The 20292-nt window shown below is 59.5% G+C and carries 19 protein-coding genes and 1 pseudogene; 8 read left to right on the top strand and 12 right to left on the bottom strand.

Annotated features, from left to right (window positions below; genetic code table 11):
* Positions 1-7 precede the first annotated feature (7 nt).
* The 6 genes from prpD to AC1DHT_RS24915 all read right to left on the bottom strand — a co-directional run bounded on the left by prpD (position 8) and on the right by AC1DHT_RS24915 (position 8637).
* Positions 8-1492 (bottom strand): 2-methylcitrate dehydratase, encoded by a 1485-nt coding sequence (prpD, locus tag AC1DHT_RS24940; RefSeq protein WP_427540265.1) that lies wholly within the window; start codon positions 1490-1492, stop codon positions 8-10.
* A gap of 216 nt (positions 1493-1708) precedes the next feature.
* Positions 1709-2899 carry a 2-methylaconitate cis-trans isomerase PrpF gene (gene prpF, locus AC1DHT_RS24935; RefSeq protein WP_477761500.1) on the bottom strand — a complete coding sequence of 397 codons (1191 nt, stop codon included), beginning with the start codon at positions 2897-2899 and terminating at the stop codon, positions 1709-1711.
* 54 nt (positions 2900-2953) lie between these two features.
* Complete coding sequence (gene acnD / locus AC1DHT_RS24930; protein WP_054593260.1) at positions 2954-5548, bottom strand: Fe/S-dependent 2-methylisocitrate dehydratase AcnD; 2595 nt, start codon at positions 5546-5548, stop codon at positions 2954-2956.
* A gap of 205 nt (positions 5549-5753) precedes the next feature.
* Positions 5754-6881 (bottom strand): bifunctional 2-methylcitrate synthase/citrate synthase, encoded by a 1128-nt coding sequence (gene prpC, locus AC1DHT_RS24925; protein ID WP_427540273.1) that lies wholly within the window; start codon positions 6879-6881, stop codon positions 5754-5756.
* Positions 6882-7024: 143 nt separating this feature from the next.
* Positions 7025-7918: a methylisocitrate lyase gene (prpB, locus tag AC1DHT_RS24920; RefSeq protein ID WP_427528244.1), complete on the bottom strand. Its 894-nt coding sequence runs from the start codon at positions 7916-7918 to the stop codon at positions 7025-7027.
* Positions 7915-8637 carry a GntR family transcriptional regulator gene (locus AC1DHT_RS24915; protein WP_427528246.1) on the bottom strand — a complete coding sequence of 241 codons (723 nt, stop codon included), beginning with the start codon at positions 8635-8637 and terminating at the stop codon, positions 7915-7917. The genes prpB and AC1DHT_RS24915 overlap by 4 nt, the downstream gene beginning before the upstream one ends.
* 270 nt (positions 8638-8907) lie before the next feature.
* Between AC1DHT_RS24915 and rloA the strand changes: the two genes are divergently transcribed.
* From rloA to pabB, 4 genes and pseudogenes are all read left to right on the top strand, one after another.
* Complete coding sequence (gene rloA / locus AC1DHT_RS24910) at positions 8908-9444, top strand: retropepsin-like aspartic peptidase RloA (protein WP_427528248.1); 537 nt, start codon at positions 8908-8910, stop codon at positions 9442-9444.
* Positions 9445-9449: 5 nt separating this feature from the next.
* Entirely contained in the window at positions 9450-10982 is a 1533-nt protein-coding gene (rloB, locus tag AC1DHT_RS24905; RefSeq protein WP_427528250.1) for an osmotic stress tolerance membrane protein RloB, read from the top strand.
* Positions 10982-11908: pseudogene (locus AC1DHT_RS24900) on the top strand (alpha-L-glutamate ligase-like protein); the annotation flags it as partial. The gene rloB and the pseudogene AC1DHT_RS24900, both read left to right, overlap by 1 nt.
* A 154-nt stretch (positions 11909-12062) precedes the next feature.
* Positions 12063-13406: an aminodeoxychorismate synthase component I gene (gene pabB / locus AC1DHT_RS24895; RefSeq protein WP_427540278.1), complete on the top strand. Its 1344-nt coding sequence runs from the start codon at positions 12063-12065 to the stop codon at positions 13404-13406.
* A gap of 107 nt (positions 13407-13513) precedes the next feature.
* Here the strand turns inward: pabB and thrH are convergent, their stop codons facing one another.
* Positions 13514-14131 (bottom strand): bifunctional phosphoserine phosphatase/homoserine phosphotransferase ThrH, encoded by a 618-nt coding sequence (gene thrH / locus AC1DHT_RS24890; RefSeq protein WP_427540281.1) that lies wholly within the window; start codon positions 14129-14131, stop codon positions 13514-13516.
* Positions 14132-14305: 174 nt separating this feature from the next.
* Between thrH and AC1DHT_RS24885 the strand changes: the two genes are divergently transcribed.
* Complete coding sequence (locus AC1DHT_RS24885; RefSeq protein WP_019689457.1) at positions 14306-15040, top strand: phosphoadenylyl-sulfate reductase; 735 nt, start codon at positions 14306-14308, stop codon at positions 15038-15040.
* A 212-nt stretch (positions 15041-15252) separates the two neighbouring features.
* On the opposite strand, the gene AC1DHT_RS24880 is transcribed toward AC1DHT_RS24885, so the two are convergent.
* Positions 15253-16176, bottom strand: a complete 924-nt coding sequence (locus AC1DHT_RS24880) for a LysR family transcriptional regulator (RefSeq protein WP_427540286.1) — start codon at positions 16174-16176, stop codon at positions 15253-15255.
* A 125-nt stretch (positions 16177-16301) separates the two neighbouring features.
* Here AC1DHT_RS24880 and AC1DHT_RS24875 point away from each other — a divergent pair, with 125 nt between their 5' ends.
* Positions 16302-17048 carry a 3-oxoacyl-ACP reductase family protein gene (locus AC1DHT_RS24875; RefSeq protein WP_477761499.1) on the top strand — a complete coding sequence of 249 codons (747 nt, stop codon included), beginning with the start codon at positions 16302-16304 and terminating at the stop codon, positions 17046-17048.
* Between the two features lie 77 nt (positions 17049-17125).
* Here the strand turns inward: AC1DHT_RS24875 and AC1DHT_RS24870 are convergent, their stop codons facing one another.
* Positions 17126-17818 (bottom strand): HAD-IA family hydrolase, encoded by a 693-nt coding sequence (locus tag AC1DHT_RS24870; RefSeq protein ID WP_427540291.1) that lies wholly within the window; start codon positions 17816-17818, stop codon positions 17126-17128.
* Positions 17819-18072: 254 nt separating this feature from the next.
* Here AC1DHT_RS24870 and AC1DHT_RS24865 point away from each other — a divergent pair, with 254 nt between their 5' ends.
* Positions 18073-18327 (top strand): type II toxin-antitoxin system RelE family toxin, encoded by a 255-nt coding sequence (locus AC1DHT_RS24865; protein ID WP_427540294.1) that lies wholly within the window; start codon positions 18073-18075, stop codon positions 18325-18327.
* Entirely contained in the window at positions 18308-18634 is a 327-nt protein-coding gene (locus AC1DHT_RS24860) for a helix-turn-helix domain-containing protein (RefSeq protein WP_019689429.1), read from the top strand. The genes AC1DHT_RS24865 and AC1DHT_RS24860 overlap by 20 nt, the downstream gene beginning before the upstream one ends.
* A gap of 131 nt (positions 18635-18765) precedes the next feature.
* Here AC1DHT_RS24860 and AC1DHT_RS24855 read toward each other — a convergent pair whose 3' ends face one another.
* The 3 genes from AC1DHT_RS24855 to AC1DHT_RS24845 form a co-directional block, all read right to left on the bottom strand.
* The gene (locus AC1DHT_RS24855; RefSeq protein WP_054593274.1) at positions 18766-19110 is read right to left on the bottom strand and encodes a hypothetical protein; all 345 of its coding nucleotides are present in this window, start codon (positions 19108-19110) and stop codon (positions 18766-18768) included.
* Between the two features lie 364 nt (positions 19111-19474).
* A complete protein-coding gene (locus tag AC1DHT_RS24850; RefSeq protein WP_427540297.1) occupies positions 19475-19666 on the bottom strand; it encodes a hypothetical protein in 192 nt (63 codons plus the stop codon).
* Positions 19667-19854: 188 nt separating this feature from the next.
* On the bottom strand, positions 19855-20175 hold the full coding sequence (locus tag AC1DHT_RS24845; RefSeq protein WP_427540300.1) for a YbjQ family protein: 321 nt from the start codon (positions 20173-20175) through the stop codon (positions 19855-19857).
* Positions 20176-20292: the final 117 nt, after the last annotated feature.

Raw genomic sequence — 20292 nt, 5'->3', positions numbered from 1 at the left:
GGTCTGGCTAGATCACCCACAAATCGACAAAACGGTTAACCGACGTGGCCTCAAGGCTCGCCTGATCCTTGCACAAGGAAAAGATCTGCGCCGACCGTTGCGCAGTGAAGCGCGTCGCCAGATTGGCCTTGAACTTGTCCTCCAGCAAGGGAATGCCCTCGGCGCGGCGACGACGATGACCAATCGGGTATTCGACCACCACTTGTCCGGTACTTGAGCCGTCCTTGAAGAACACTTGCAAGGCGTTGGCAATAGACCGCTTGTCGGCCTCCAGATATTCGCGGGTGTAGCGCGGCTCTTCGACAATGACCATCTTCTCGCGCAACTCGTCGATGATCGGGTGCGCCGCGTGAAACTCGTCTTCGTACTGTTCAGCCACCAGAGTGCCGAAGGCCAGCGGCACGGCGGTCATGTACTGGATGCAGTGGTCGCGGTCCGCGGCATTGGCCAGTTGGCCGACCTTGGAAATGATACGAATCGCCGACTCGTGAGTGGTGATAACGATCTTGTCGATTTCACCCAGACGATCGCGCACCTGCGGGTGCAGGGTCACTGCCGCTTCGCAGGCGGTTTGCGCGTGGAACTCGGCCGGGAAACTGATCTTGAACAGCACGTTTTCCATCACGTAGGTGCCGTACTGCTGCGAGAGGCTGAACGTACGTTTATCGGCGGGCTTGAGCGCCAGGTCCTTGTTGGTGTGGCTGAACAGCACGTCGTAGAAACCCCATTGCGGCGCGGTCAATACACCCGGAATGCCCATCTCGCCACGCATGGCGATGTCCGCCAATCGCACGCCACGACTGGAGGCGTCGCCCGCGGCCCAGGACTTGCGCGAACCGGCGTTCGGCGCGTGACGGTAAGTGCGCAATGCCTGGCCGTCGACAAACGCATGGGACAGCGCCGCCAACAATTGCTCGCGATTGGCGCCCATCAGTTTCGCAGTCACCGCCGTCGAGGCGACTTTGACCAGCAGCACGTGGTCCAGCCCAACCCGGTTGAAGGAGTTCTCCAGGGCAATCACACCCTGAATCTCGTGGGCCATGATCATCGCGTCCAGCACCGCTCGCATGGTCAGCGGCGCATCGCCATTGGCCACGCGTTTTTGCGACAGGTGGTCGGCAACCGCGAGGATCCCGCCGAGGTTATCGGACGGATGGCCCCACTCGGCAGCCAGCCAGGTGTCGTTGTAATCGAGCCAGCGAACGATACAGCCGATATCCCACGCCGCTTTTACCGGGTCGAGACGAAAATGGGTACCGGGAACACGTGCGCCAAAGGGCACGACCGTGCCTTCAACGATAGGGCCCAGGTGTTTGGTGCATTCGGGAAAGCGCAGGGCCAGCAGGCCGCAACCGAGGGTGTCCATCAGGCAATTGCGGGCGGTGTCCAGCGCCTCTTTGGACTCGATCTTGAAATTGAGAACGTAATCGGCAATGTCCTGCAGGACCTTGTCGTAGTCGGGACGTATGTTCAGGTCGACGTTGGCGCTCATGTTCGATTCACTCTGGCAGTGGTTCGTAAATGGGACCTCGGTTCAGGATCAATCTCTGTCGGTTACTGCTTTCTTATAATTGAAATGCAATGAACTGTGGGAGCAGCCGGGCGGCGTTCCGTATGCTCGCGATGGGGCCGGCACAGTCAACATTGATGTCGCCTGAGACAACGCTATCGCGAGCAGGCTCGCTCCCACATGGGCTCGGAGTCGGGATCAGAAAGAATCGCCCGGCACGCGCACCCAGCCTTCCATCAACACCCGCGCACTGCGGCTCATGATGGCTTTGGTCACGGTCCACTCGCCATCGACCTGTTGGGCTTCGGCGCCAACGCGCAAGGTGCCTGACGGATGGCCAAAGCGCACCGCGTTGCGGGGAATACCACCCGCGGCGAGGTTGACCAGCGTGCCGTCAATCGCTGCTGCGGTGCCAATCGCTACGGCAGCAGTGCCCATCATCGCGTGATGCAACTTGCCCATGGACAGTGCGCGGACCAACAGGTCGACATCGCCTGCCGCCACCGGCTTGCCGCTGGAAGCGAGATAATCGGCAGGCCGTGCGACAAACGCCACCTTGGGGGTGTGCTGACGCTTGGCGGCGTCGTCGAGGTTCGAAATCAGCCCCATGCGCAGTGCGCCATGTGCACGAATAGTCTCGAACATCGCCAGCGCTTTCGGATCGCCGTTGATATCGCCCTGCAACTCGGTGCCGGTGTAGCCGATGGCTTCGGCGTTAACGAAAATGGTCGGGATGCCGGCGTTGATCATGGTCACTTTGAGCGTGCCGACACCGGGTACTTCCAGGTCATCGACCAGGTTGCCGGTCGGGAACATCGAGCCGCCGGCGCCCYCTTCCTCGGCCGCCGGATTCATGAATTCGAGCTGCACTTCAGCGGCCGGAAAGGTCACGCCATCGAGTTCGAAATCACCGGTTTCCTGCACCGCGCCGTCAGTGATCGGCACGTGGGCGATGATGGTCTTGCCGATATTGGCCTGCCAGATGCGCACCACCGCCATGCCGTTGCGCGGAACACGACTGGCCTCGACCAGACCGCTGCCGATGGCGAACGAACCGACCGCCGCCGAGAGGTTGCCGCAGTTACCGCTCCAGTCGACAAAAGGCTTGTCGATGGAGACCTGACCGAACAGGTAATCGACGTCGTGATCAGCTTTGATGCTCTTGGACACGATCACCGTTTTACTGGTACTGGAGGTCGCCCCGCCCATACCATCGATTTGCTTTTCATACGGGTCAGGGCTGCCGATCACTCGCAACAACAGCGCGTCGCGGGAGGGGCCCGGAATCTGCGCCGACTCAGGCAGGTCTTGCAGGCTGAAGAACACGCCTTTGCTGGTGCCGCCCCGCATGTAGGTGGCAGGGATCTTGATCTGAGGTACGTGGGCCATAATGTTCCTTATGCGCCGGAGCAGGACGTCACTGCCCTGCCCCGGCAAGTCGCGTTAGACAGCAACAGCCGATTCAAGGAAGTCCTGGGCGAAACGCTGCAACACGCCGCCGGCTTCGTAGATCGAGACTTCTTCAGCAGTATCGAGACGGCAGGTAACCGGTACTGACACCTGTTCACCGTTCTTGCGGGTAATGACCAGAGTCAGCGTGGCACGCGGCGTGCGCTCGCCGATCACATCGAAAGTTTCAGTGCCGTCGATGCCCAGTGTCTTGCGGTCGGTGCCCGGCTTGAACTCCAGCGGCAACACGCCCATGCCCACCAGGTTGGTACGGTGAATGCGTTCGAAACCTTCGGCAGCGATGGCTTCGACACCGGCCAGACGCACACCTTTGGCAGCCCAGTCGCGGGACGAACCCTGACCGTAGTCGGCGCCGGCGATGATGATCAGCGGCTGCTTGCGCTCCATGTAGGTTTCGATGGCTTCCCACATGCGCATGACCTGGCCTTCCGGCTCGACACGCGCCAGCGAACCCTGCTTGACCTTGCCATTTTCCTGAACCATTTCGTTGAACAGTTTCGGGTTGGCGAAGGTCGCGCGTTGCGCGGTCAAGTGGTCACCGCGGTGCGTCGCGTAGGAGTTGAAGTCCTCTTCCGGCAAGCCCATTTTCGCCAGGTATTCGCCAGCGGCGCTGTCGAGCATGATGGCGTTGGACGGCGACAGGTGATCGGTGGTGATGTTGTCCGGAAGCACTGCCAATGGACGCATACCCTTGAGTGGACGTGCCCCGGCCAGTGCGCCTTCCCAGTACGGCGGACGACGGATGTAGGTACTCATCTCGCGCCAGTCGTACAGCGGTTTGACTTTCGGGCCGGTGTCTTCGTGGATGGCGAACATCGGGATGTAGACCTGGCGGAACTGCTCCGGCTTGACCGATGCCTTGACCACCGCGTCGATCTCTTCGTCGCTCGGCCAGATGTCCTTCAGGCGGATTTCCTTGCCATCCGCCGACAGGCCCAACACGTCTTTTTCGATGTCGAAACGGATGGTCCCGGCAATGGCGTACGCCACCACCAACGGCGGCGAAGCAAGGAACGCCTGCTTGGCATATGGGTGAATCCGACCGTCGAAGTTGCGGTTACCCGACAACACGGCAGTGGCGTACAGATCGCGATCGATGATCTCTTGCTGGATCACCGGGTCCAGCGCACCGGACATGCCGTTGCAGGTGGTGCAGGCGAATGCCACCACGCCGAAACCGAGTTGCTCCAGTTCAGAAGTCAGGCCAGCTTCATCGAGGTACAGCGCCACGGTTTTCGAACCCGGCGCAAGGGACGATTTGACCCACGGCTTGCGAGTCAATCCGAGCTTGTTGGCGTTGCGTGCCAGCAGGCCGGCGGCGATGACATTGCGCGGGTTGCTGGTGTTGGTGCAACTGGTGATGGCGGCAATGATAACCGCGCCGTCAGGCATTTGGCCGGGCACATCGTCCCACTGTCCGGAGATGCCTTGGGCCGCGAGATCAGAAGTAGCGACACGGGCGTGAGGATTGCTCGGCCCCGCCATATTGCGCACCACCGACGACAGGTCGAAGGTCAAGCCGCGCTCGTATTGCGCGCCCTTCAGGCTATCGGCCCACAGGCCTGTGGTCTTGGCGTAATTTTCGACCAACTGCACCTGCTCGTCTTCGCGGCCGGTAAGTTTCAGATAGTCGATGGTCTGCTGGTCGATGTAGAACATCGCCGCAGTGGCGCCGTATTCCGGGGCCATGTTGGAAATGGTTGCACGGTCGCCGAGGGTCAGCGCGGAGGCGCCTTCGCCGAAGAATTCCAGCCAGGCCCCAACGACTTTTTGCTTGCGCAGGAACTCGGTCAACGCCAGCACCATATCGGTGGCAGTGATGCCCGGTTGCAGCTTGCCGGTCAGCTCGACGCCGACGCTTTCCGGCAGACGCATCCAGGAGGCACGGCCGAGCATCACGCTTTCCGCTTCCAGACCGCCGACACCGATGGCGATCACGCCCAGGGCATCGACGTGCGGGGTGTGGCTGTCGGTGCCGACGCAGGTATCCGGGAAAGCCACGCCGTCACGCACCTGGATCACCGGCGACATTTTCTCCAGGTTGATCTGGTGCATGATGCCGTTGCCTGGCGGAATCACGTCGACGTTCTTGAAGGCCTTTTTGGTCCAGTTGATGAAGTGGAAACGGTCTTCGTTGCGACGGTCTTCGATGGCGCGGTTCTTTTCGAATGCCTCCGGATCGAAGCCACCGCGCTCGACGGCCAGGGAGTGATCGACGATCAATTGCGTCGGCACCACCGGGTTCACTTGCGCTGGATCGCCACCTTGCAGGGCAATGGCATCACGCAGGCCAGCGAGGTCGACCAGGGCGGTCTGGCCAAGAATGTCGTGGCACACCACGCGGGCCGGGAACCACGGGAAGTCGAGGTCGCGTTTGCGCTCGATGAACTGTTTCAGGGATTCGGTGAGCGTGGCCGGGTCGCAGCGGCGCACCAGGTTTTCCGCCAGTACGCGGGAGGTGTACGGCAGGGTGTCATAGGCGCCGGGCTGGATGGCCTCGACTGCCGCACGGGTGTCGAAGTAATCCAGATGGCTGCCGGGCAGCGATTTGCGGAAATCTGTGTTCATCGTCAGGACTCGGTCACGGTGATTACAAAAAGTGGGGGCTGGCACCGGCTTTGAAGCGAACTCGGTCAAATGTGGGAGCGAGCCTGCTCGCGATAGCAATGCAACTGGCGACATCAATGTTGAATGTCAGTCCGTCATCGCGAGCAGGCTCGCTCCCACAGGGTTCTCCGTTGCTCCAAAAATCGGCGGTCAGGCCCTCCACCATTCAGCGTTGTTCGATTGGCACGAACTTGCGCTGTTCGACGCCGACGTACTCGGCGCTCGGGCGGATGATGCGGTTATTGGCACGCTGTTCGAACACATGCGCCGCCCAGCCGGTCAGGCGCGAGCAGACGAAAATCGGCGTGAACAGCTTGGTTGGAATGCCCATGAAGTGGTACGCCGAGGCATGGTAGAAGTCCGCGTTGGGGAACAGTTTCTTCTGCTCCCACATGGTCTTGTCGATGGCTTCCGACACCGGGAACAACACGGTGTCACCGACTTCGTCAGCGAGCTTTTTCGACCAGCCCTTGATCACTTCATTGCGCGGGTCGTTGTCTTTGTAGATCGCGTGACCGAAGCCCATGATCTTGTCTTTGCGCGCGAGCATGTCGAGGGTGCCTTTGATCGCCTCTTGCGGCGACGCGAAGCGCTCGATCATTTCCATCGCCGCTTCGTTGGCGCCGCCATGCAGCGGGCCGCGCAGGGAACCGATGGCCGCGGTAACGCAGGAGAACAGGTCGGACAACGTCGATGCGCAAACGCGGGCGGTGAAGGTCGACGCGTTGAACTCGTGTTCCGCATAAAGGATCAGCGAAACGTTCATCACCTTGACGTGCAATTCGCTTGGCTTCTTGTCATGCAGCAGGTGCAGGAAGTGCCCGCCAACCGACTCTTCATCGGTCACGCAGTTGATGCGCTTGCCGTCGTGACTGAAGCGATACCAGTAGCACATGATCGCCGGGAACGCGGCCAGCAGCCGGTCGGTTTTGTCATGTTGCTCGGAGAAGTCATGCTCCGGCTCAAGGTTGCCGAGGAACGAGCAACCGGTGCGCATCACGTCCATCGGATGGGCGTCGGCCGGGATGCGTTCGAGCACTTCCTTCAGCGCTTGCGGCAGGTCACGCAGCTTGCTCAGTTTGTTGATGTAGGCGGCCAGTTGTGTCTTGTTCGGCAGTTCGCCGTACAGCAGCATGTACGCCACTTCTTCGAAATGCGCCTGGGCCGCCAGTTCGCGAACGTCATAGCCGCGATAGGTCAGGCCTGCGCCTTCCTGGCCCACGGTGGACAATGCGGTTTGCCCGGCCACCTGGCCACGCAGCCCGGCGCCACTCAATACTTTTGCTTCGGCCATTGCTGTCTCCAATCTTGAATTTGTTAGGGAAACTTGTGGGAGCGAGCCTGCTCGCGATGGTGGATGGCTCACCTCGGTGCATCAGGAACACCGCGTTATCATTAACGTCCATCACGAGCAGGCTCGCTCCCACAGGGTTTGATTCAGTTCTTCTTCTGCGCAAACAACGCATCGAGCTTCTGCTCGAAGGTGTGGTAATCGATGCGATCGTAAAGCTCCATGCGGGTCTGCATGGTGTCGATAACGTTCTTTTGCGTGCCATCGCGACGGATCGCGGTGTAGACGTTTTCCGCCGCTTTGTTCATCGCGCGAAAGGCCGACAGCGGGTACAGCACCAGCGACACATCGGCAGCTTTCAGTTGCTCGGTGGTGTACAGCGGCGTGGCGCCGAACTCGGTGATGTTGGCCAGGATCGGCGCTTTGACGCGGCTGGCAAACAGCTTGTACATGTCCAGTTCGGTGATGGCCTCCGGGAACACCATGTCGGCGCCGGCTTCGATGCATGCCGCGGCGCGATCCAGTGCCGACTCCAGACCTTCCACCGCCAGGGCGTCGGTGCGGGCCATGATCACGAAGCTGTCATCGGTGCGCGCATCGACTGCCGCCTTGATCCGGTCGACCATTTCCTGCTGGGAAACGATCTCTTTGTTCGGGCGGTGACCGCAGCGTTTGGCACCAACCTGGTCTTCGATGTGAATCGCTGCCGCGCCGAACTTGATCATCGACTTCACGGTGCGCGCGACGTTGAACGCCGAGGAACCAAAACCGGTGTCCACGTCCACCAACAGCGGAAGGTCGCAGACATCGGTGATCCGGCGTACGTCGGTCAACACGTCATCGAGCCCGGTAATCCCGAGGTCCGGCACACCGAGAGAACCGGCAGCGACCCCGCCACCGGACAGATAAATAGCCTTGAAACCGGCGCGCTTGGCCAGCAGCGCATGGTTGGCGTTGATCGTGCCGACCACTTGCAAAGGATGCTCGCTGGCAACCGCATCGCGGAAACGCTGGCCTGGTGTGCTCTTGTTCGAACTCATGACTCACCTCGTGGAGTGGCTGTCTGATGGGCTCCGTCCTGATAGTGACGGGCGATATTGCGTTTTGAAGCGCCGATGTGACGACGCATCAACAACTCGGCCAATTCACCGTCACGGTCGGCGATGGCATCGAGAATCCGGTGGTGCTCGGCAAACGCCTGGCGCGGACGATTGGGCGTGGCAGAAAACTGGATGCGGTACATGCGCACCAGTTGATACAGCTCGCCGCAGAGCATTTGCGTCAGTGTGCGGTTGCCGCTGCCTTGAATGATTCGGTAGTGAAAGTCGAAATCGCCTTCCTGCTGGTAATAGCCAACGCCTGCCTGAAACGCCGCATCGCGCTCATGGGTTTCCAGCACCTGACGCAACTCGTCGATTTCTTCGGCGGTCATGCGCTCGGCGGCCAGACGACAGGCCATGCCTTCCAGGGACTCGCGGATTTCGTAGAGCTCAAGCAGTTCGGCGTGACTCAGCGACACCACCCTGGCCCCCACGTGCGGGACGCGGACCAGCAGGCGCTGACCTTCCAGACGATGGATCGCCTCACGTAATGGCCCGCGGCTGATGCCGTAAGTGCGCGCCAGTTCAGGCTCGGAGATCTTGCTGCCCGGGGCGATCTCGCCTTTGACGATGGCCGCCTGAATGCGTCGGAAGACGTTTTCGGAAAGGGTTTCCGAATCGTCTGACGCCATCACCGGAGGATCAAGTTGACCCAGCATATTGTCGACACCTCATAAGCCAATGCGGCAAAAACTAACCAATATCGCGCAATCAGTCAAAGGAAATAGAGCTATTGTCGACAATCGTCTAATAAACGCCTTAAGTAAAACCTAAGTAAAGGACAGACCCGCGGCTGGCGCCATAAAACCACCGTGCTAGAATGCCGCCCGCATTTGTCTGTCATCTTTTTATGGCAGGCACGAGAAGGAGCTTGTGCAGCAATGCCAGTCGCCTTGAACTGAAGAACGGACGGCACCGCGCCAGGATCTATGAGACTCAAGCCCTTCACCCTGTTGATCTGTCTACTCTGTCTGCCTGGTCTCGCTATCGCGGGTGAAAAGACTGTGTACGGTCTCAACGAATACGCGCAGCTGGCAGGAATTGACCTGGAAGTCGCGGCCAAACTCGACACCGGGGCCAAAACCGCCTCCCTCAGTGCCCGTGATATCAAGCGCTTCAAACGCAATGGCGAATCGTGGGTACGCTTTTACCTGGCCATCGACACCGCCCACTCGCACCCGATCGAGCGCCCATTGGCACGTGTGAGCAAAATCAAACGCCGCGCTGGCGACTTCGATCCCGAGGAAGGCAAGCAGTACACCGCTCGCCCGGTGATCGAGCTGGACATCTGCATGGGCACGGCGCTGCGCAGCATAGAAGTGAACCTGACCGACCGAAGTGCATTCCAATTCCCGCTCTTGATCGGTTCCGAAGCCTTGAAACGCTTTGATGCGCTGGTCGACCCGAGTCTTAAATACGCTGCTGGCAAACCCGCCTGCGCCACCGACGCTCATACCGCAGAGTAATGCCCATGCGCTCCCTTACCCTCCACCTGAAAATCCTGATCACCCTATTGGTGGTGCTGGGCCTTTCAGTTACGGCCTATCAGATTTTCGTGCTGGGCATTCCGGTGACCGAAGACGCCACCGACGACTTGTGGAACATCGACGCCAAGGTCCAGTTCGTCGCCAGTGCCAAGGACCCGGTCAAGATCCAGATGTTCGTGCCACCGCTGAGTCGCGACTACGTCAGCCTCAATGAAAGCTTTATCTCCAACAACTATGGCGTTGCGGTCAACCGCGTAGACGGCAACCGCAAGGTCACCTGGTCCGCACGCCGGGCCAAGGGCAACCAGACGCTTTACTACCGCCTGGTGCTGACCAAGCGCTACACCGGTGAAAAATCCAAAGTCAAAGGCCCGACCTTCCGCGACAGCATCGCTGTCGAAGGCCCGGAAAAAATTGCCGCCGACGCCCTGCTCGCGCCGATTCGCCAGCACTCGGCAGACGTCGAGACCTTCATCGGCGAAGCGATCAAACGCGTCAACAATGCCAATGACGACAACGCAAAACTGCTGCTGGCCGGCGATCCGTCACCGGCGCACAAAGCGAAAATCGTCGAGCTGCTGCTGTCCATTGCCCACGTACCGATGGAAAAGGTCCACACCATCCGCCTGGTCGCCGATCAGCCGCAAACCCCGGAGCTCTGGCTGCGTAGCTTCAATGGCACTGACTGGCTGTACTTCAACCCGGAAACCGGCGAGCAAGGCCTGCCCACCGACCGTCTGCTGTGGTGGACCGGCGATGACAACCTGATCACCGTCGAGGGCGGCAAGAAAGCCAACGTCACCTTCAGCCTGAACAACAGCGAAATGAACGCCATTCGCCTGGCCAAACTGACGGACGAAAATACCGACGCCAGCTTCCTTGATTACTCGCTGTACGGCTTGCCGCTGCAAACCCAGCAAACCTTCATGATCATGGTGATGATCCCGATCGGCGTGCTGGTTATCCTGATCCTGCGCAACCTGATCGGCTTGCAGACCCTCGGCACCTTTACCCCGGTGCTAGTTGCCCTGGCCTTTCGCGAAACCGGCTTGGGTTTCGGCGTTGCGCTGTTTACAGTGATCACGGCACTGGGGCTGTCGCTGCGCTCCTACCTTGAGCACCTGAAGCTGCAAATGCTCCCGAGGCTGTCGGTGGTGTTGACCTTCGTTGTGGTGCTGATTGCCGCCATCAGCCTGTTCAGCCATAAACTGGGCCTGGAGCGCGGGCTGTCGGTAGCGCTGTTCCCGATGGTGATTCTGACCATGACCATCGAACGCCTGTCGATCACCTGGGAAGAACGCGGCGCCGGGCATGCGTTGAAAGTCGCGATCGGTACGCTGTTCGCCGCCTCTCTGGGACACCTGATCATGAGCATTCCGGAACTGATTTATTTTGTGTTCACCTTCCCGGCGATCCTGTTGATCCTGGTGGGCTTCATGCTGGCCATGGGTCGCTATCGCGGCTACCGCCTGACCGAGCTGATGCGCTTCAAAGCCTTCGTCAAGGCCGATTCGTAATGTTCGGTTTCTGGAAGACCTGGAAGGCCCTGCACGCCCGGGGCATCATGGGCATCAATCGGCGCAACGCTGACTACGTACTCAAGTACAACAAGCGCAGCCTGTACCCGATTGTCGATGACAAGATCATCACCAAGGAACGCGCAATCAAGGCCGGCATTCACGTGCCGGAGATGTACGGCGTGATCTCCACCGAGAAAGAAATCGAAAAGCTCGGCGACATCATCGGCAACCACAGCGACTTCGTGATCAAGCCGGCACAAGGTGCCGGCGGTGACGGCATCCTGGTGATCGCCGACCGTTTCGAGGGCCAGTACCGCACGGTTTCCGGAAGGATCATCAGCCATGAAGAAATCGAGCACCAGATCTCCAGCATTCTGACCGGCCTGTATTCCCTGGGCGGTCACCGCGACCGCGCGCTGATCGAATACCGGGTGATTCCCGACCAGATCTTCAAAAGCATCAGTTATGAAGGCGTGCCGGACATCCGCATCATCGTACTGATGGGCTACCCGGTGATGGCCATGCTGCGTTTGCCCACCCGGCAATCCAGCGGCAAGGCCAACCTGCACCAGGGCGCTATCGGCGTCGGTGTCGACCTGGCCACCGGCATGACCTTGCGCGGCACCTGGCTGAACAAATTCATCCTCAAACACCCGGACACCACCAACGCGGTAGATGGCGTGCAACTGCCCTACTGGGACGGCTTCATGAAGCTCGCCGCCAGCTGTTATGAGCTGTGTGGCCTGGGCTACATCGGTGTCGACATGGTGCTGGACCAGGAAAAAGGTCCGCTGATTCTCGAACTCAATGCGCGGCCCGGGCTGAACATTCAGATCGCCAATGATTGCGGGTTGACCACGCGCACTCATGCGGTCGAGGCACGCCTGGAAGAGCTGAAAGCCATCGGAACGCCGCCCGGAGCCGGCTCCGGGCGGCGTTCCGACGATGGCAGCCTGACATTCACCCAAGCCTTCAGCCCTGCCTCCAACCTGCCAATCACCGACATCCCCTCTAGGAGCAAATCCCGCAGAGGACTACAATCGCCACCCCCGCCTCGATGGCTGATCTACCCCGCTCATGTTGACCTGCTCCGTATACCCGCTTCCCTATCGCGCCAACCCCGCCGAGTATTTCGCGGCGATTCGTCATGCCCCGGGCAGCGTGCTGCTCGACAGTGGCCGGCCGAGTGCCGAGCGTGGACGTTATGACGTGCTCAGCGCCTGGCCACTGGCAACACTGGCGGTATCGCCTGACGAAAGTGGCGGCGCGTTCCTGCAACGCCTGCGCGCGACGCTGGCCCGGCTCGGCGATGCAGCGATCCCTGCCCCCTACGAACTACCGTTCGCCGGTGGCTTGATCGGCTACCTCAGTTACGATTTTGGCCGTCACCTGGAGGCCATGCCCTCCCAGGCTCACGATGACCTGCAACTGCCCGACGCGCGCTTTGGCCTGTATGACTGGGCGTTGATCAGCGATCACCTGATCGGTAGCAGTCAGTTGGTGTTCCATCCCAACCTGATCGAATCCGAGCGCCAACGTCTGATCGAACTCTTTGGCCAGCCCGCGACTGCTGCTGTCGCGCCGTTCACCCTGAACGGCGCCATGAATCCCGACCTAAGCGCCAGTGACTATCAGCAGGCGTTCGTGCGTATCCAGCAGTACATCCAGGCCGGCGACTGCTATCAGGTCAACTTCGCACAACGCTTTCGCGCACAATGCCAAGGCGATCCGTGGACGGCGTATTGCGCGCTGCGGGCAGCTTGCCCAACACCGTTCTCTGGCTTCCAGAGCCTGCCTGACGGCGGCGCGGTGCTGAGCCTGTCGCCAGAGCGTTTCGTCAAAGTCAGCGAAGGCCACGTAGAAACCCGCCCGATCAAAGGCACCCGTCCGCGCGGCCAGAACGCCGCCGAAGACGCGGCCAACGCCGCCGAACTATTGGCCAGCCCCAAAGATCGTGCGGAAAACCTGATGATCGTCGACCTGTTGCGCAACGATCTGGGCCGCACTTGCCGCATTGGCTCGGTGCGCGTGCCCGAGTTGTTCAGCCTGGAAAGCTACCCCAACGTTCATCACCTGGTGAGCAGCGTCACCGGCGAATTGGCTGACAACAAAGATGCCCTGGATCTGATCGCCGGCAGCTTCCCCGGCGGCTCGATCACTGGCGCGCCGAAAATCCGCGCCATGCAAATCATCGACGAGCTGGAACCAACCCGCCGCGGCTTGTACTGCGGTTCGCTGCTGTATCTGGACGTACGCGGGGAAATGGACAGCTCGATCGCCATCCGCAGCTTGCTGGTCAAGGATGGGCAGGTCTGTTGCTGGGGTGGCGGTGGGATCGTCGCCGATTCGGACTGGCAGGCCGAGTATCAGGAGTCCATCACCAAGGTGAAGGTGTTGCTCGAAACCCTGCAAGGCCTTTAAAAACATCGTCGGAACGCCGCCCGGAGCAGGCTCGCCCCCACAGGTACAGCGTTGTCCTTGTGGGAGCGAGCCTGCTCGCGATAGCGCCATCAGCCCCGACACATGACCTACAGGCTCAGCTCACGATTCGAAGCCTTGATGAACTCGCGCTTGAGATCCTCGAAGCTGTGCACCGCCGGAAACTGCGGGAACTCGCGGATCACGTTGTCTGGTGCGTGGAACAGGATCCCTGCGTCCGCCTCGCCCAGCATGCTGGTGTCGTTGTACGAATCACCGGCAGCAATCACCCGATAGTAAAGGCTCTTGAAGGACAATACCGACTGACGCTTGGGATCTTTCTGACGCCGTTGATAGCTCGTCACCCGACCGGTGTCATCCGTTATCAGACGGTGGCAGAGCAAGGTCGGGAAGCCCAGTTGACGCATCAACGGCTGGGAGAATTCGTAGAACGTGTCAGAAAGAATCACCACCTGGAACCGCTCGCGCAGCCAGTTGACGAACTCGATGGCACCGTCGAGTGGCTTCAGGGTGGCGATCACTTCCTGAATGTCGGACAGCTTCAGGCCGTGCTCGTCGAGGATGCGCAGGCGCTGCTGCATCAGCACGTCGTAATCGGGAATATCCCGGGTGGTTGCCTTGAGGGATTCGATCCCGGTTTTTTCGGCAAAGGCGATCCAGATCTCCGGGACCAATACACCTTCCAGATCGAGACAGGCAATTTCCACAAGACACTCCTATTTGTACTGATTATTGAGTTGAGCGAGCAAAAGGACTGCCGAACTCTAGCGAGACATACCGACCGACGCAACGCAGAGGAGCGCCCCCGTCGCTTCGGGATTTTGCTACCATCGCCACCATATAGAGCGCTTAGCGCCACCGACCTGTAGGAAACCGCCCTGATGAGCCCATCGTTCGACGTCACTGAACTCGCTGCGACCTATGCCAACAAATCCGCCCAGGACATTCTCAAACTCGCCTTTGCCGAGTTCGGGGACGACCTGTGGATCTCCTTCAGCGGCGCCGAAGACGTGGTGCTGGTGGACATGGCCTGGAAGATCAACAAGAACGTCAAAGTCTTCAGCCTCGACACCGGACGCCTGCATCCGGAAACCTATCGTTTCATCGATCAGGTGCGCGAGCACTACAAGATCGAGATTGAACTGGTTTCGCCAGACCATACAAAGCTCGAACCGTTCGTCAAAGAAAAAGGCCTGTTCAGCTTCTACAAGGATGGCCATGGCGAATGCTGCGGCATCCGCAAGATCGAACCGCTGCGCCGCAAGCTGTCCACCGTCAGCGCCTGGGCCACCGGCCAGCGCCGTGACCAGAGCCCGGGCACCCGCAGCCAGGTTGCCGTACTGGAAATCGATAGCGCATTCTCGACGCCGGAGCGCACCCTGTACAAATTCAACCCGCTGGCACAAATGACCAGCGAAGAGATCTGGGGCTATATCCGCATGCTGGAGCTGCCATACAACAGCCTGCATGAACGCGGCTTCATCAGCATTGGCTGTGAACCGTGCACCCGCCCGGTGCTGCCAAACCAGCACGAGCGCGAAGGTCGCTGGTGGTGGGAAGAAGCCACGCAGAAAGAATGCGGCTTGCACGCGGGCAACATCATCCAGAAAGCCTGATCCTTCTGCTCTACGAAGTCTCCCCCTGTGGGAGCGAGCCTGCTCGCGATAGCGGTGTAACGATCAACATCGATGTTGAATGTCAGTCCGTCATCGCGAGCAGGCTCGCTCCCACAGGGGTTTTCCATTGATTGCAAATTTTGCAAACGACACGGAGCTGATGTGGGGGCGCGGCTTGCCCGCGATGGCAGCGACTCGGCCTGGAGGCCTACTCAAACAGCACTGAACCGCTGCGCCAATTGCTGTTCGGCGAACTGCTCGATAATGAAATCCACGAACGCTCGCGTTTTGCCCGGTAACAGTTTGTGTTCGGCATAGTAGATCGAGATGTTGCCGTCATCGACGTACCAATCCGGCAGCACGCGCTGCAAGGTGCCGGCGTTCAGGTAGCCGACCGCAAACGGCATGCTCACCAGCGCAATCCCCAAGCCTTGCGCCGCAGTAGCGCAAGCGGCTTCGGAGTCACTCATGGTCATCCGCGCCTTGAGGCTCAGCGGGCTGTGCTCCTGACGACGGCTGGTCAGTTGCCAGGAGCGCACGCGGCCGGTCTGCGGTGAACGAATCAGAATCCCGTCGCAGTCACTTAAATCATCCGGCTCACGAATCGCCTCGCGTTGTGCCAGATAATCCCTGGATGCCACCAATACCCGGTGAGCCGGCGTCAGCTTGCGCGCTACAACCCCTGGCGGCAGTTCAAAACCGCCACCAATCGCCGCGTCGAAGCCTTGGCCGATCAAATCGACCTGGCGGTTATCGAAATGCCAATCCGGGTTGATCGCCGGAAAACGTCGCAGAAACTCGCCCAGCAACGGCACGATGTACAGCCGTCCAAACACCGTGCCCATGCTGACTTTCAGTGTTCCGGCCGGGCGCCCTTCGGCGCTGGCCAGATTGGCCACCGCGTTCTGAATGGTGTGCAGACTGGCACTGACTTCACCGAGAAACAGCTGACCGGCTTCAGTCAACGTCAAGCTGCGCGTGCTGCGCTGAAACAGCCGAACACCCAGGCGCGCCTCAAGCTTGGCGACACTTTTGCCCACCGCCGCCGGGGTCAGGCTCAAGCGCCGCGCGGCTTCGGCGAAGCTGCCGACCTCGGCGCTGCGCACGAAGCATTCGATACTGCTAAAGGTTTCCATGGCCGCCACTATAAACTTTTGGTTTACACAGACTATAGCAATGACCGTCTACACAGGGGGTAATCCAGTATCGATACTAGGCTCCATCAACCGAGACATCTCGCCTCGGGACTTTGGAGATCGACATGACCACTCAGAACCTCAGCGGTAAAGTAGCTCTGATCCAGGGCGGCTCCCGCGGCATCGGCGCCGCCATTGTCAAACGCCTGGCCGCTGAAGGCGCAGCGGTTGCCTTCACTTACGTCAGCTCGGCAGCCAAGGCTGAAGAATTGCAAAACAGCATCATCGCCAGCGGTGGCAAAGCCCTGGCCATCAAAGCCGACAGCGCTGATGCAGTCGCCATTCGCAATGCCGTCAACAGCACCGTCGAAAGCTTTGGCGGCCTCGATATTCTGGTCAACAACGCCGGCGTACTGGCCGTCGCCCCTCTGGAAGATTTCAAACTCGAAGACTTCGACCAAACCCTGGCGATCAACGTACGCAGTGTGTTCATCGCGACTCAAGAAGCGGCCAAACACATGACCGAAGGCGGTCGAATCATCAACATCGGCAGCACCAACGCCGACCGCATGCCCTTCGCCGGTGGCGGCCCTTACGCCATGAGCAAGGCAGCGCTGGTCGGCCTGACCAAAGGCCTGTCCCGCGACCTGGGCCCGCGCGGCATCACCATTAATAACGTGCAGCCTGGCCCGGTCGATACCGACATGAACCCGGCCCACGGTGATTTCGCCGAGAGCCTGATTCCTTTGATGGCTGTTGGTCGTTATGGCACCGCCGCCGAGATCGCCAGTTTCGTTGCGTACCTGGTCGGCCCGKAGGCCGGCTACATCACCGGTGCCAGCCTGAGCATCGACGGTGGTTTTGGCGCCTGATTCAGCTTTTTTGCAGCATAAAAAAACGCCGGGCAACCTTTGATCAGGTTGCCCGGCGTTTTGTCGTTCAGCGTTCTTTACACCTGTTCGAGTGCCGGCAAGCCGTAGGTGTGCGGTTGGAACGCTTTCAACGTACGCAGAATGCTGTCGGCATGCGCGTACTTTTCGTCGGCCATGGCCGCATCCGGCACGGCAATCGCGGTCATCCCCGCGGCTTTTGCAGCGGTGACGCCAAACGGCGAGTCTTCAAACACCAGGCAGTCACGCGGTGCCACCCCCAAACGTCGCGCAGCGATGAGGAAAATATCCGGCGCTGGCTTGGCCGCGCCGACCTCAGGGTCATCAGCGGTCACAATGGTGTCGAACAGCGCAAACCAATCGCCATGCAACGTGGTTTTCTGCCCGAATGACTGACTCGAAGAGCTGGTGCCCACGGCAATCGGAATATTGTTCGCCTTCAGATGCTGAACCAGCTCCTGCGCCCCCGGCATCGCCAGCGCACGCGGGAAACGTTCACGCATCAATGGCTCGCGGATCAGCAGAAACTCTTCGGCGCTGATCGGCAGGTCCAGCGCCTCGACGACATAGCGCGCCAGATCGCCAGCACCGCGGCCGATGATGTTCTGCTTGATGTGCCAGTCGAAGGTTCGGCCGTAGCGTTCAGCAATGATTTGCGTGACCTCGGTGTAGATACCCTCGGTATCGAGCAGCAAACCATCCATATCGAAAATCACGGCCTTGATCGGGCCGAAGTCGAGCGGTGCATTCATCGCATCTGATCCGTTATCAACACAACATTCCGGGAAGCGGCTCAGGTACGGCCAGTGTCTTGATCGATCGAAAAAGGATCGACCAAAGGGCACAGCAGCATAACGAGCGCGGTTCACATGCGGCAACTGTTTGCCGTCCCCCCCCTCAGATCACGGCCTAGGGTGTGTAGTGAGCGCAAGGAAAGCGCCGCACGGTTACTTATATAAATATAAGAAAACCATTGCATAACTTATGGAAGACTTATTAAGCTCTCATGAACGAAATCTACTGGACCCGCAAAGCCGTAAAACAACTGCTCAGGGTACACACGGAGCACCGGGCGCAAATCCGCGATGCCGTAACGCAGCTGGAGCGCATGCCCGACGCAATAAACGTCAAGGCGCTGGCCCTGCACAATTGCGGGTATCGCCTGAGAGTTGCTAACTACCGGGTTCTGTTTGACTGGGACGGCTCGGTCCAGGTGGTCAGCATTCAAGAGGTCAAAAAACGTGACGAACGCACCTACTGACATACAAATCATCAACGGCCCGGACGGTGAGCCGGCCTTTGTGGTCATCCCCTACCAGCAATATGTCGCTCAACACGGCGGCACCGAGCTGATTCCTCATCAGGTGGTCAGCCGTATTGTCGACGGTGCCACCCCAATCCGCGCCTGGCGCGAACACTTGAACCTGACGCAGGAAGAAGTGGCAAAGCGAATGGGGATTTCACAACCTGCGTTCGCCCAGCAGGAGGCGGTAAACAAACCGCGCCGAGCCACTCGGGAAAAGATCGCCATGGCGTTCGGGATCAGGGCTGATCAGCTGGAGTTGTGAAGTCCCGGGCATTGCAGGCTCTGGATTCAGGTAGCGCACTAGCCTGGGGTGCCAGGGGTCGAATAACCGAAAACGAAAAAGCCCGGCAATTAGCCGGGCTTTTTCAAATCGTATCGCTGGAACCAGTGCGCTTACTTGCCCATGAGCGCGCCGCCGGCTGCGCCACCAAGGCCAGCACCAATGGCGGAACCGGTCTTGCCGCCCAGCGAGTTGCCGATGACCGAACCACCTGCTGCACCTACACCACCGCCGATTGCTGCTTTAGCGCGATGGCCCTTTTTCGCGCCGGCAGCACTGCCTGCAGCGCCTGCAACACCTGCACCGATCGCCGCGCCGGTGCTGCCACCAAGCTTCTGACCGACCACATTACCCAGCGCACCACCCAGGCCGCCGCCGAGGGCTGCGCTGCCATCACCGGCCATTGCGCCTTGAGCGACCAGAAGACCCAGAACCAGAGCAGGCAAAGTTAAACGCATGACATGAACCTCAAAAAGGGTACTGATTAGTAAAAAACCGGATGCTTAAAAAGGCCGTCGATTCAATCAAAGAACCGGCCCAACCCTCATGAGCGCGAGGGTTGGACAGTTTATACGCAAAGAGTTTTATCGCAGGCAAAAAAAAAGCCCGCTGGGGAGACGGGCTAATGGAATTGCTTTTTAACGGATGAGTTGAGCCTACGGATATGCTTGTGAAAGAAGCGTGAAAGAAACGCCCGAGAATCATTAATGTTGATACCGCGCATGACACGTCGTAAGCCTTCACGCCCCCTGCACCACGCCACACGCTTAGACACCACTCACAAAAAACCCCGCTCAATGGCGGGGCCAGTCTAATTTTCGATTACTTGCGTACAGGCGCTGAGATCTTGGGCATGAACGGCTTTGCGGTGGTTTTTGTCACCACCGGCAGCCTGGCCTTGCCCGGCTTTGTCGGCGTTTCACCAAACCCCGCCACATAATCCGTCTGGCCACATTGCACACAATTGTTGACCGGATACTCAGCACCATCATCTTCAATGTAAGGAATGCTCATCTATCAGTCCCTCCAGACAGATCGATACCGGCAAGCAACTGATCGCCTAAAGAAATACCGACCTCAAGGTTTTTGAGACTAGCCGGTCATTCCCGGACCACCGATTCAAATGCGCAACACCCGACGAACGGCCAGGAAAAGCCTCAGACCTCATCGACCTGTTTCTGACAGATAAAACGTCAGTCAGCCTACTTGAGCGTCACTGCCGTTCCCGTCACGAACACCATCAGCATACTGCCCTTGCCGGAGGGCATGCTGATCTCGAAGTCCACCCCGACCACCGCATCCGCCCGAAGACTCTGTGCACGCTCCTTGAGTTCTTCCGTTGCCTGGGCTCGTGCCTCCTTCAACGCCCTTTCCAGCGTCTGGGAGCGCCCGCCGAAGAAATCCCGCATTCCGGCGAACATATCCCGCACAACGTTGATGCCCTGCACGGATTCGGCGCTAACAATGTCCAGGTAGGCTGCGATCTGACGGCCTTCGATGGATTGAGTGGTGGTTATGATCACGTGGCATTCCTTTATTGACTGAGTATCAGCCATGCTGCTGGCTGAAGCTGGAGAGACATACATACTAAGGACTAAGTTCAGCCCACGGTTTTGATGTTGGGTGCATGGGAGGTCGTA

It is taken from the genome of Pseudomonas sp. 05N432 (assembly GCF_056396945.1).
This window is presented reverse-complemented; position numbering and strand designations above follow the sequence as displayed.

What these genes read in the sequence shown, in the direction of transcription:
- prpD (WP_427540265.1), bottom strand. Translation starts at nt 1,492, where the DNA reads ATGAGCGCCAACGTCGACCTGAACATACGTCCCGACTACGACAAGGTC.
- acnD (WP_054593260.1), bottom strand. Translation starts at nt 5,548, where the DNA reads ATGAACACAGATTTCCGCAAATCGCTGCCCGGCAGCCATCTGGATTAC.
- prpC (WP_427540273.1), bottom strand. Translation starts at nt 6,881, where the DNA reads ATGGCCGAAGCAAAAGTATTGAGTGGCGCCGGGCTGCGTGGCCAGGTG.
- prpB (WP_427528244.1), bottom strand. Translation starts at nt 7,918, where the DNA reads ATGAGTTCGAACAAGAGCACACCAGGCCAGCGTTTCCGCGATGCGGTT.
- AC1DHT_RS24915 (WP_427528246.1), bottom strand. Translation starts at nt 8,637, where the DNA reads ATGCTGGGTCAACTTGATCCTCCGGTGATGGCGTCAGACGATTCGGAA.
- rloA (WP_427528248.1), top strand. Translation starts at nt 8,908, where the DNA reads ATGAGACTCAAGCCCTTCACCCTGTTGATCTGTCTACTCTGTCTGCCT.
- rloB (WP_427528250.1), top strand. Translation starts at nt 9,450, where the DNA reads ATGCGCTCCCTTACCCTCCACCTGAAAATCCTGATCACCCTATTGGTG.
- pabB (WP_427540278.1), top strand. Translation starts at nt 12,063, where the DNA reads ATGTTGACCTGCTCCGTATACCCGCTTCCCTATCGCGCCAACCCCGCC.
- AC1DHT_RS24885 (WP_019689457.1), top strand. Translation starts at nt 14,306, where the DNA reads ATGAGCCCATCGTTCGACGTCACTGAACTCGCTGCGACCTATGCCAAC.
- AC1DHT_RS24880 (WP_427540286.1), bottom strand. Translation starts at nt 16,176, where the DNA reads ATGGAAACCTTTAGCAGTATCGAATGCTTCGTGCGCAGCGCCGAGGTC.
- AC1DHT_RS24870 (WP_427540291.1), bottom strand. Translation starts at nt 17,818, where the DNA reads ATGAATGCACCGCTCGACTTCGGCCCGATCAAGGCCGTGATTTTCGAT.
- AC1DHT_RS24865 (WP_427540294.1), top strand. Translation starts at nt 18,073, where the DNA reads ATGAACGAAATCTACTGGACCCGCAAAGCCGTAAAACAACTGCTCAGG.
- AC1DHT_RS24855 (WP_054593274.1), bottom strand. Translation starts at nt 19,110, where the DNA reads ATGCGTTTAACTTTGCCTGCTCTGGTTCTGGGTCTTCTGGTCGCTCAA.
- AC1DHT_RS24850 (WP_427540297.1), bottom strand. Translation starts at nt 19,666, where the DNA reads ATGAGCATTCCTTACATTGAAGATGATGGTGCTGAGTATCCGGTCAAC.